8 protein-coding genes are annotated in these 9,170 nt (G+C 66.1%); 1 reads left to right on the forward strand and 7 read right to left on the reverse strand.

Going from position 1 to position 9,170, the window contains the following annotated elements:
* Positions 1-99 precede the first annotated feature (99 nt).
* Entirely contained in the window at positions 100-606 is a 507-nt protein-coding gene (locus V7Q39_RS03940) for a CAP domain-containing protein (RefSeq protein WP_333815138.1), read from the forward strand.
* A 60-nt stretch (positions 607-666) separates the two neighbouring features.
* Here V7Q39_RS03940 and V7Q39_RS03945 read toward each other — a convergent pair whose 3' ends face one another.
* From V7Q39_RS03945 to hslO, 7 genes are all read right to left on the reverse strand, one after another.
* Positions 667-1,164 carry a L,D-transpeptidase family protein gene (locus V7Q39_RS03945; RefSeq protein ID WP_333815139.1) on the reverse strand — a complete coding sequence of 166 codons (498 nt, stop codon included), beginning with the start codon at positions 1,162-1,164 and terminating at the stop codon, positions 667-669.
* Positions 1,165-1,254: 90 nt separating this feature from the next.
* Positions 1,255-2,472: a class I SAM-dependent RNA methyltransferase gene (locus tag V7Q39_RS03950; protein ID WP_333815141.1), complete on the reverse strand. Its 1,218-nt coding sequence runs from the start codon at positions 2,470-2,472 to the stop codon at positions 1,255-1,257.
* Positions 2,469-4,322 carry an ABC transporter ATP-binding protein gene (locus V7Q39_RS03955; protein ID WP_333815143.1) on the reverse strand — a complete coding sequence of 618 codons (1,854 nt, stop codon included), beginning with the start codon at positions 4,320-4,322 and terminating at the stop codon, positions 2,469-2,471. Before V7Q39_RS03955 ends, V7Q39_RS03950 begins: the two co-directional genes overlap by 4 nt.
* A 125-nt stretch (positions 4,323-4,447) precedes the next feature.
* On the reverse strand, positions 4,448-6,295 hold the full coding sequence (locus V7Q39_RS03960) for an ABC transporter ATP-binding protein (RefSeq protein WP_333815144.1): 1,848 nt from the start codon (positions 6,293-6,295) through the stop codon (positions 4,448-4,450).
* 161 nt (positions 6,296-6,456) lie between these two features.
* Complete coding sequence (locus V7Q39_RS03965; RefSeq protein WP_333815146.1) at positions 6,457-7,599, reverse strand: CCA tRNA nucleotidyltransferase; 1,143 nt, start codon at positions 7,597-7,599, stop codon at positions 6,457-6,459.
* Positions 7,596-8,186 carry a CoA pyrophosphatase gene (locus V7Q39_RS03970; protein ID WP_333815147.1) on the reverse strand — a complete coding sequence of 197 codons (591 nt, stop codon included), beginning with the start codon at positions 8,184-8,186 and terminating at the stop codon, positions 7,596-7,598. Before V7Q39_RS03970 ends, V7Q39_RS03965 begins: the two co-directional genes overlap by 4 nt.
* Positions 8,179-9,162 carry an Hsp33 family molecular chaperone HslO gene (gene hslO / locus V7Q39_RS03975; protein ID WP_333815150.1) on the reverse strand — a complete coding sequence of 328 codons (984 nt, stop codon included), beginning with the start codon at positions 9,160-9,162 and terminating at the stop codon, positions 8,179-8,181. The genes V7Q39_RS03970 and hslO overlap by 8 nt, the downstream gene beginning before the upstream one ends.
* Between the last annotated feature and the right edge of the window lie 8 nt (positions 9,163-9,170).

Genomic DNA, 9,170 nt, shown 5'->3' on the forward strand with positions numbered 1-9,170 from the left:
AGCATCCGCCGATTGGCAGAAGCCTGTTTGAACCCGTCGCAAGCTTCCGCTAAGAGGGGCCGAATGGCCGCTTGGGGCGGCTTCGAACGGATGGACCGAATGGATAGACGTGTTTTCCTGGCCCAGGGCATGTTCCTGGCCCTCGCAGCTTGCGGGACAACCAGCGCGCCGACGGTCGGTGCGGATGGCAGGCCTCTGCCCCGGGTCTACAAGATCAAGGACGGGCGCGAGGTGTCGTTTCGTCTCCTTGATGCGATGAACACCCTGCGTGCGGCCAAGTCGCTGCCGCCGGTCGCCTTCGACGCGACCCTGAACGCCGCCGCCGAGACGCATTCGCGCGACATGTCGGTGCAGAACCGCCCCTGGCACTTCGGGTCGGACGGGTCGTCGCCGCTGGTCCGCGCACAACGCAGCGGCTTCACCGGGCGGCTTCTGGGCGAGAACATCTCGGAGACCTACGAAACCGAGCTGGAGACGCTGTCGTCCTGGATGGGGCAGCCGGATACCCGGAACGTCATCATGGATCCGCGGGCGACGCGGCTGGGCTTTGCCTGGTTCCAGGAGCCGGGCGGCAAGCTTTGGTGGACGATGCTGACCGGGGCCTGACGGGACCTGCGACAGACGGAACGGGGCCTTCGGGCCCCTTTTTTCATGTCCGGGCCGTGCTCAGGGCAGGAAGAAGATCGGCGTGCCGGGTTTGACCATGGAATAGACCACCTCCATCTCACGGTCGGTGATCGAGACACAACCCCAAGTCCAGTCGCGCTGGGAGACCTTGGTCTTCGGGCCACCATGGATGAAGATGTCGCCGCCGGGAGATTTGCCGGCCGCCTCGGCGAAGGCGATGTCGGCCTCGTTCGGGTAAGAGACGCCGAGCGACAGGTGATACCGGGAGTCCGGGTTCTTGTGGCTGATGAAATACTGGCCCTCGGGCGTCTTGCCGTCGCCTTCAAACTGTTTGTGGCCGACAGGGGCGAAACCCAGGGCGATGTCGTAGGATTTCAGCACCTTGTCGTTGTGCAAAAGATACAGCTTGCGGTCGGCCTTGTGGACCTGGACCTGCGTCACCTCGGGGCCGCGGTATTTCAGGAACTTAGACTTGGGCGCGCAGGCCGACAGACCCAGTGCCGCGACCAGCAGAAGGAGAAATCCGAAACCGCGCATATCCTTGCCTACTGCCCCTTTTTTCCCATCCCTACAGGAATCGGGGCTGTCTGCAAAGATGCTCGCCGCGCAGAGCGTATCACGGAATTGTCAGCGGCCAAGGCTGAAGCGAGCCACCAGCTCGACATGGGCGGACCAGCGGAACTGGTCGACGACCTGCACCCAGTCCAGCCGGTAGCCTGCGGCTGCAAGCGTTCGCGCGTCGCGGGCGAAGGTGACGGGATTGCAGGAAACGGCGGCGATCACCGGGATTTTCGAGTGCGCCAGACGGCCGGTCTGCACCTCGGCCCCGGCGCGCGGGGGGTCGATCACGGCTCCAGTAAAGCTGAGCAGTTCGTCAGGTTCCAGCGGGCGACGAAAAAGGTCCCGCGTCTCGGTGGAGATGCGATGCAGGTTCGGCGTATTGCGCGCGGCAAGGTCAAGGGCCTTGGTCATCCCGGCATCGCCTTCGACGGCATGGATTTCCATCGTCCCGGCCAGCGGCAGGGTAAAGGTCCCGATGCCGGAGAACAGGTCGACCACGCGCTTCTGCGGGCCGAGGGCCTGCCTGACCGCTTGCAGAAGCGCGGCCTCGCCCTCTTGCGTGGCTTGCAGGAAGGCTCCCGCCGGGGGAACGACGGTAGCGAAGCCCATCGTCAGCGCGGGGCGGTCGCGCAGCGCGACGGTCTCACCGTCCCAGGTGAGCCGGGCGAAGCCGTGGGTTTCGACCAGGCGGGCGAGATCGAGACGGAGGGCAGCGTCCAGCGGCTTGCCGCCGGTCACCACAACATCTGGCCCCCCGCGGGTCAGCGTCACCTGCAGGGAGAGTTCGGTCGTGCGCGATCCTCCGACCTGCACCAGCGCCTGTAGTCCGGGGAAAGCGGCGAGAAGGCTGGGGTGGAGAAGCTGACAGTCGGGGATTTCCACGATGCTGTCCGAGGAGCGGGCGTGGAAACCCATCAGCACGCCGGATTTGGTGCGCCGGGCGGAAAGAGTCGCGCGACGGCGGGACTGTGCGGGTGAGGTAACGAGAGGAAGGAAGGGGGCGGCAAGGCTCTGGGCGGCGAGAGCGGTCGCCACGACCTCCTGCTTCCAGGCGGCGACGAAGGCGTCGGAGGCATGTTGCAGCTGGCAACCGCCGCAGGTGCGGGCGTGGCGGCAGGGGGGCTTCACCCGGTTGGGGGAGGGCGTGATGATTTTCGGGTCCAGCAGACGGTCACCGTCCGGGGTGCCTTCGACCACTTCACCGGGCAGGGTGCCGAGCACATACAGAGGGCCGGGGGCAATGCCGTGGCCGAGATGACCCAGCCGGTCGATGGTGACGATCACTCTGCCGCTTCCGCTTCGTCTTCGGTGTCGATGAAGCCGCCGGACTGCCGGTTCCAGTAGCGGGCATAAAGGCCGTCCAGCGCCAGGAGTTCGGCATGGGCGCCCTGTTCCACGATCCTTCCCCGGTCCATCACGATGATCCGGTCCATCGCAGCGATGGTCGACAGGCGGTGGGCGATGGCCAGCACCGTCTTGCCCTGCATCACCCGGCCAAGGGCTTCTTGAATGCTGGCCTCGACCTCGGAATCCAGCGCCGAGGTTGCCTCGTCCAGCACCAGAATCGGCGCATCCTTCAGGAAGGCGCGGGCAAGCGCGATGCGCTGGCGCTGGCCGCCCGACAGCTTGACCCCGCGTTCGCCGAGGAAGGCGTCATAGCCCTTGCGGCCCTGGTGGTCGAGCATGTGGGCGATGAACTCATCCGCCTCGGCGGCGCGGGCGGCGGCGATGATCTCTTCCTCCGAAGCCTCGGGTCTGCCGTAGGCGATATTATCGCGCGCGCTACGATTGAACATCGCGGTTTCCTGCGTGACCATACCGATCTGCCGACGCAAGCTTTCCTGCGTGACCTTGCGCAGGTCGTAGCCGTCCACGGTGATCCGGCCCTCTTCCGGGTCGTAGAGCCGGAGGAGCAGCGAGACGAGCGAGGACTTTCCCGCGCCGCTGGCCCCGACGATGGCCAGTTTTTCCCCGGCGCGGATGGTCAGGTCGATGCCCCGGACACCCCCGCGTTCGCGGCCATAGGCGAAGGTCACATCGTCGAAGCGGATTTCCCCTGTCACGCGCGGCAGGGCCACGGCGTCGGGGGCGTCGGTCAGGGTATGGGGGGCGGAAAGGGTGCGCATCCCGTCCTCGACCTCGCCCACCGAGGTGTAGATCGACATGAGGGTAAAGCTGACCCAGCCCGACATCTGCGCGATGCGAAGCGCGATGGCGCCGGAGGCGGCGATATCCCCGGCAGTGGCCGCGCCCTGCTGCCACAGCATCACCGTTCCGCCGATCAACAGCACCGGAAGCACACCGGCCAGGAGCATCAGAGCAAAGCGGAACCAGGTAGAGATGACGCCGAATTCAAGGCTGCGGTCGCGAAATACCTCCATCGCGTCCAGCGCCACGCGGTCCTCGAAGGCGGCATGGGCGAAAAGCTTCACCGTCTTGATGTTGGTGATGGTGTCGACGACCTGCCCCGAGACCATGGCGCGCGAAGAGGCGCGGGCGGCCGAGTTGACGCGGATCACCGGCAGGAAGAAGCGGATCAGGAACAGGTAGGCCACCAGCCAGACCATCAGCGCGATCGCGGCCCGGTAATCGACGGCGATCAGGAAGGCGATCGAGCCGATGACCGAAGCCAGCGCGAAGCAGACCGTGTTGATCACCTCGGTCGCCACATCGGTCACGGCGCGGGCAGCCTGCATCTGCTTTTGCGCGATACGGCCCGCGAAATCATTGTCGAAGAAGGTGACGGCTTGGCCGAGGGTCCAGCGGTGCAGCCGCGACAGGACCAGAGGCATGACGTTCGGGCCGACGATGATGCTGTTCGACGCCGAGGAGATGGCAAAGGCCAGCGGCCGAAGGACAAGGTAGAAGCCGAGGAACCAGAGGATCAGCGTCCAGTGCTGCGCGAAGAAATCCGCCGGGCCGGAACTGACAGCCGCGTCGATCACCCAGCCGAGGATCAGCGCCGAGACGACCTCGGTCACGCCCGCAAGCGAGGACAGCACACCGGCCACGACCAGCATCGCCCAGGAGCCGGACAGGCACCAGCGGATGAAGGCCCCCAGCTTCTGCGGCGGGTTGCCCTGAGCCGGGCGGAAGGCGTCGATGAGGGAGCCGAGGCTTTGAAGGGCGCTCATGGGGGAGAGGTAGGCCGGTCTGCGGGGCGAAGCAAGGGGGCAAGTCTTCGTAAAACCTCGTCGTGCGACTTCGTCTTCTCCTCGGGGCTGGCGCGCGAGGAGCGACGAAGTCGACGACGAGCATTCTATTCCGCCGCTTCCTCCTCCAACCCGATGAAGCCGCCGGACTGGCGCGCCCAGAAGCGGGCGTAGAGACCATTCCGCCGCAGAAGCTCGGCATGGGGGCCGTCCTCGACCACCCGGCCGTCTTCCAGCACGACGATCCGGTCCATCGCGGCGATAGTGGACAGGCGGTGGGCGATGGCGATCACCGTCTTGCCCTCCATCACGCCGTAAAGCGCGCCCTGGATGGCGGCCTCTGCCTCGCTGTCCAGCGCCGAGGTCGCCTCGTCCAGGATCAGGATCGGGGCATCCTTCAGGATCACCCGGGCGATGGCGACACGCTGGCGCTGGCCGCCCGAGAGCTTGACCCCACGTTCGCCGACATGGGCCTCATAGCCGGTGCGGCCCTGCGGGTCCTCCAGCGTCAGGATGAAGTCATGCGCCTCGGCCTTCTGCGCGGCGGCGATCATCATGTCTTCGGTCGCGTCGGGGCGGCCATAAAGGATGTTGTCGCGGACCGAACGATGCAGCAGCGACGAGTCCTGCTGCACCATCCCGATCTTCTGCCGCAGGCTTTCCTGCGTCACCTCGGCGATGTTCTGCCCGTCGATCAGGATCGCACCGGATTCGGTGTCGTAGAAGCGCAGCATCAGCTTGACCAGCGTGGATTTCCCCGCGCCGGAGCGGCCGACGACGCCGATCTTCTCTCCGGGCCGGATGGTCAGGCTGACGTTTTGCAAGCCGCCGAACCCGCGCCCGTAGTGATGGCTGATGTTCTCCAGCTCGATCAGGCCCTTCTCGAACTTCAATGGCTTGGCGCCGGGCTTGTCCACCAGCGTGACGGGCTGGGCGATCGTCTCCATCCCCTCGACCAGCGTGCCGAGGTTCTGCACCAGCTGGGTCGAGGCCCACATGATCCAGTAGGTCATCGAGTTGATGCGCAGGACCAGCGCCACCGCGGCAGCCACCGCGCCGACCGAGGTGGTGCCATTGGCCCAAAGCCACATGGCGAGGCCGGAGACGCCAAGGATCATCAGCCCGTTCAGGAAGGTAAGCGCGATGTCCATCTTGGTGACGATGCGCATTTCCTTCTGGAAGGTCCTGCGCGCCGTCTCGATGGCATCCTTCGCATAGTTCAGCTCGTTGCCCTGGTGGGCGAAAAGCTTGACGGAATGGATATTGGTGTAGCTGTCGACCACGCGGCCCGTCACGGCAGAGCGCGCCTCGCTGGAGGCGGTGGCGGCGGGACCGGCGCGGCGGATGGTCCAGCGCATGAGGGCGAGGTAGCCGATCAGCCAGAGGATCAGCGGCACCATCAGGCGGGGGTCGGCATCGGCCAGCATGAGCAGCGCACCGACGAAGGTGGTGCAGGCGAAGGCGGCCATGTCGAAGACCTGGAACACCGCGTCGCCGGCGGCAGGCGGGGCCTGCATGATACGGTTGGCGATGCGGCCGGCGAAGTCGCTTTCGAACCAGCCGACGGGCTGACGCAGGACATGGCGGTGCGCCCGCCAGCGCATCATGGTGCCGAAGTTCGTCAGGATCGAGTTGTGCAGAAGGCCGACCGATCCCCCGGCCACCAGCGGGCGGACGAAGACGATGACCACGGCCACCAACAGGATTTCGGCCCAATGCGCGGCCATGAACGCCTGCGGGGTCTGGCCGGTCATCAGGTCGACGAGGCGGCCGAGATACCAGATCAGACCAATGTCGAGGACGCCGTTGCCGATGGAGAAGACGGCAGTGACGGCGAAGACCTTGCGGAAAGCACGGACATAATCGCGCAGGAACGGCCAGAGCCGGGTAGGGGGTGCGTCGACTTCAACATAGGGCTGATAGGGATCGACGAGGTTTTCGAGGAAGCGAAACATGTTGGGAGACCCGGAAAAAGGTGCAGAGATGGGCGACAGCGGTGCCTGCAAGCGACCGCCACGACAGGATCGGTCAACTCAGGCGAGTTGGTGTGAGATCCCGTGTTCCATCCTGGTCTCCTCTTTGGGTGGGCCATCCGTAGCGCAGTCGCGGCGGATTGTCACGCCCCTTTCAGCAGGTCGTCGCGGCTGAGGGTAAGGTCAGAGGCGAGCCAGCGGGATTCGAGGCTTTTCAGCCGCGCACCAAGGGCTTCGCCCTGGAAGGCCGGCATCAGGTCTGCGGCGGAGACGGGAAAACGCGCCGTCGCTCCACGTCGGACTTCCCTCTGCCAGCCGTCGGGAAGAGGCGTTTCCAACGCGGCGGCGCGGGCGAGGACGGCGTCCGCCCCGAGAGTTTCGCCCAGGCTCCAGCCGAGGGCAGCGGGGGATTCGGTGGACCCCAGGGCGGCACGAAGGGCAGCGAGGTCGCGGGCCTCGGATTTGGAGAGGCGAAGGCTGTCGGCCTCACCCCCCAGGACAGACAGGCGGCGCAGCCAGCGGGGGGGCTCGGCGCTGTCCAGATGGACCAGCGGGGCCAGCGCGCGGGGATCGGCGCCGGGCAGGATCTGGGCGAGAACACCGGATTGGGCCATGGCGGCGACCGATGGGGCGGGATCGCGGGCGGCGAGGAGCTTGCGGAGTTCGGCGGTGATGCGTTCGCGGGAAATCGTCTCCAGCCCCCCGGAAAGCGCAGCACAGGCGGCCAGACCTTCGGCATCGAGGCCACCCTCGGGGTCGCCATAGCAGGCGTGGAAGCGGAAGAAGCGCAGGATACGCAGATAGTCCTCACGGATGCGGGTTTCGGCATCGCCGACGAAACGGACGCGGCGGGCTTGCAGGTCTGGAAGGCCATGCAGCGGGTCGATCACCCTGCCCTGCCGGTCGGCATAGAGCGCATTCATGGTGAAGTCGCGGCGCGCGGCATCTTCCTCGATACGGGAGGAGAAGGCCACTACGGCACGGCGGCCATCGGTTTCCACGTCGCGACGGAAGGTGGTGATTTCATGCGGCCTGCCTTCGGCGACGACGGTGACGGTGCCATGTTCGATGCCGGTGGGCACCACCTTGAAACCGGCGGTTTCGGCAATGTCAGAGACGGTTTCCGGGGTCGCGTCGGTGGCAAGGTCGATGTCGGCGACCGGCTCGCCCAAAAGGTCATTGCGGATGCAGCCGCCGACAAACAAGGCGCGATGACCGGCCTGTTCCAGCACAGCGCACAGCGTCTGGCTGCCGGGATGGCCGATCCAGTCGCCCCGGATTTTCATGAGATGGGGGCCTTTGCCGCAAGGCCGTACAGGATACGTGCCGTCGCGCCCCAGATGTAATACGGACCCCAGGGCACGCTGTAGTAACGCCGGTTCTGCCCCTGCCAGCGGCGGGCCTGGATCAGGTAGTTCCGCGGGTCGATCAGATGCCACAGGGGCACAGGGAACACCTCCTCCACCTCGCCCGCCTCGGGCCGGGCGGTGAAGTCACGATACACATGGCCGACGAAGGGCGTCATCAGAAAGCCGGTCACGGTCTCATGCGGCGGCAGCGTGCCGAGGATATGCACGCAGTCCGGCGGCAGGCCGATCTCCTCCTCCGTCTCGCGCAGGGCGGCCGCCTGCAGGCTGGCGTCGGTCGGGTCAAGCTTGCCGCCGGGAAAGGCGATCTGGCCCGGATGGTGTTTCAGATGCGAAGACCGCTTGGTCAGCCAGACGCCCTTGCCCGGCTGGAAGGCCAGAAGAACTGCCGCCGGGCGCAACTTGCGCTCCGGCGGCAATTGGACGGAAGGGTTCAGGTCGAAATCCGAGGTCGCGCCCGAAGACGCCAGATATACGGCGCTTTGCAGCAGCGCCAGTTCAACCATTCTTGCCCTCGAAACCCAGCGTCTTCGGGTCCAGCTCGTAATGTGCGCCGCAGAACTGGCAATCGGCGGTGACGACGCCAGCATCCGTGGTCATCCGGGCGATGTCTTTCTGGCTGTAGATCGACATGGTGCTGCGCACCTTGTCCTCGGAACAGGTGCAGCCGAACCGCACCGGCTGGGCATCGAAGACACGTGGGCCTTCCTCGTGGAAAAGGCGCACCAGCAAATCGGTCGGAGGGACCGACGGGCCGATCATCTCCATCTCCTCCACCGTGTCGAGGAGGTGGTTAGCGCGGTTCCAGTCCTCGGATTCCGCGCCGCCCAGAATGTCGGCATGGGTCAAAAGGCCGCCCTCACCGCTGCCCTGTTCCGCCGCGACACCGCCCGTGGCAGGCATGTGTTGCAGCATGATGCCCCCGGCGCGCCAGTGCAGCGGGCGGCCCGGCTCGGCGCTTTCGCCATAGGCGAGCGCGAAGCGGGTCGGAATCTGTTCGGACTGCGCGAAATAGGTCTCGGCACAGGCCGACAGGCTGCCCCCGGCGATGGGGGTGAAGCCCTGATAGGGCAGCGTCCCCTCGCCCTGGTCGATCATCACGGCGAAATAGCCCTCGCCAATCTGCGAGAAGGGGCTGGCGTTCGGGTCAAGCCGGTCAGCGTCGTAGCTGGCATAGGCGCGGATGCGGGCAGGCCCGCCCTCTTCGCTGGGACTGTAGTAGTCGGTCGCGATCAGCCGGGCCGGGCCCTTGCCGCGCACTTGCAGCGACAGTTTCCAGCGCAGCTTGATGGCCTGCCCGATCAGCGCCGTCAGCAGCGCGGTCTCGGCCACCAGCGCCTCGATCACGGACGGATAGGCGTGCTGCTTCAGCACCTGGTCGAGCACACCATCCAGCCGCGCGATGCGGCCACGGATGCCCGAGGCGTCAAGTTGAAATGGCAGGACGGAATCGTCCCAGGCGATCTGCGTTCCGGTGGTCATTCGGGGAT

Source organism: Tabrizicola sp., assembly GCF_036781545.1.
In the GTDB taxonomy this organism is placed as follows: Bacteria; Pseudomonadota; Alphaproteobacteria; order Rhodobacterales; family Rhodobacteraceae; genus Tabrizicola.